General features: G+C 75.3%; 2 protein-coding genes and 1 pseudogene. 1 reads left to right on the top strand and 2 read right to left on the bottom strand.

Annotated elements, in window-relative coordinates; all coding sequences use genetic code 11:
- Together HMPREF3086_RS03960 and HMPREF3086_RS03955 are read right to left on the bottom strand one after the other, a co-directional pair.
- Positions 1-183, bottom strand: a pseudogene (locus HMPREF3086_RS03960) (hypothetical protein); the annotation flags it as partial.
- Positions 180-1055: a WcbI family polysaccharide biosynthesis putative acetyltransferase gene (locus HMPREF3086_RS03955; RefSeq protein WP_070720254.1), complete on the bottom strand. Its 876-nt coding sequence runs from the start codon at positions 1053-1055 to the stop codon at positions 180-182. The pseudogene HMPREF3086_RS03960 and the gene HMPREF3086_RS03955, both read right to left, overlap by 4 nt.
- Positions 1056-1114: 59 nt before the next feature.
- On the opposite strand from HMPREF3086_RS03955, the gene HMPREF3086_RS03950 reads away from it, so the two are divergent.
- A partial coding sequence (locus HMPREF3086_RS03950) for a glycosyltransferase (RefSeq protein ID WP_246830895.1) occupies positions 1115-1632 on the top strand: 518 nt, incomplete at its 3' end.

The raw sequence follows: 1632 nt of genomic DNA, 5'->3' as shown, positions 1-1632 counted from the left end.
GGCGGGCAGCGCGGCCACCTCCCGGACCTCGAGGACCGGCGTGCCCGCGGCGCGCGCGCTGTCCACGGCGAAGCGGGTCACCCCGTGCTCGGGCGGGCCGAGGGCGATGGTCAGCGGGGCTCCGGGGTGCGGGGCGGGATCCGCGGCGCCGGGGCTCGGAGCGGCGGAGCCCGGGGCCGTCATCGCAACCCCAGCAGGTCGATGCGGTCGGCGTGGCGGCGCAGGCCCTCCTCGACCACGCCCGGCGTGGCCGTATACCAGGCCAGATGCGCGTCGATGATGTCCCGAGTGCGCACCGGCGCGCCGTCGACGAGCCAGTCGTCCGAGGCGGTCCCATCGAATCCGGTCACGCCGAGTGCGCGGGCCACGGCAGGCTCCACGGGTGCGCGTGTGGAGCCGAGGGGCTCGCGGTCACCTATCCGCGGCAGGTCGGTGAGCACCCCCGCGGGCAGCCTCTCGAGGATGCGGTCGAACACCGTGGCCAGCGTGTGTCGGTCGGGGTGGTTGATCGTGTGCCAGCGCGGGCACCCGTCGAGCAGGTCAGAGGCGGTCAGCGTGCCGTGAGCCTGCTCGCGGACCCGCAGGGCCTCGACCGATTCGCGGGCGGCGGCCCGGGCCTGCTCGGCGGTCGGCGCGGCCTCGAGCACGCCGCGGTCGCCGGTCGCGGAGACGAGGATCGTGCGCAGGTCGTGGTACGGCGCGAGCGGCGGGACCAGCGACCGGTCGTGGGGCGGTCGGACCAGCACCTGGTACGGGTGCAGACCGGCGTAGCGCAACACGGGGACGAGGATGACCGTCGCCGAGGCCGGCAGATGCGCGGCGAGCTGACGATGCCCGAGCGGTAGGTCCCGGTAGTCGTCGCGGACGGGCTGGACGATCAGCACGTCCGTGCGCGCGAGGTCGGCGTGCAGGGCGGGCAGGTCCGCGGCGGTCATCTCGTACACCGGCCGCACGTCCACGACGCGGACCTCGTCCGAGGCGCGCAGCAGGTCGCGGTAAACGTCGGCCTGGCAGTTGCCGATCACCATGACGGTCGGCCGGTCGGGGGTACTCACCGCGTCGACAATAGTAGGCCCGGGGCCGACGCCCCGGGGGCGCGTGGCACGGTGACGAGGTGAACTCTGGCGCCTCCCCCGTCCCGACGATGCGGGTCCGCTCGGTGCCCGCCGGGCACGACTACGTCCGCCACGCCCTCGAACCCGCCGCCGATGTCGCCGTGCTCGGCGACCCGGTGCTGGACCCGGCCGACCCCGCCCGGTGGTGGCCACATCCGGCGCTGGAGGCGGCCGAGCGGCCCGAGGTCCTCGACGACGCCGACCTCGTGCACGTGCACTTCGGGTACGAGCACCGCTCGCCCGAGCAGATCGCCGAGTTCGTCGCGACGCTGCGGGCTCGGGCGATGCCGCTGGTGGTGACCGTCCACGACCTGACCAACCCCCACGAACCGGACCCCGCCGCCCATCTCGAGCGCACCGGTCATCTCGTCCGCGGGGCCTCCGCAGTCCTCACACTGACCGCCGGCGCCGCCGCGGAGATCCGGGAGCGGTGGGGCGTCGACGCCCGGGTCATCCCGCATCCACGCCTCGTACCGGCCGGGGTCACCGAGCCGCTGCGCCGGGAGCGGGTCGGCGG

This window comes from Dietzia sp. HMSC21D01 (assembly GCF_001815995.1).
In the GTDB taxonomy this organism is placed as follows: Bacteria; Actinomycetota; Actinomycetes; order Mycobacteriales; family Mycobacteriaceae; genus Dietzia; species Dietzia cinnamea.
Note: the sequence above shows the minus strand (reverse complement) of the source record. Positions and strands in the feature narration are given on the sequence as shown.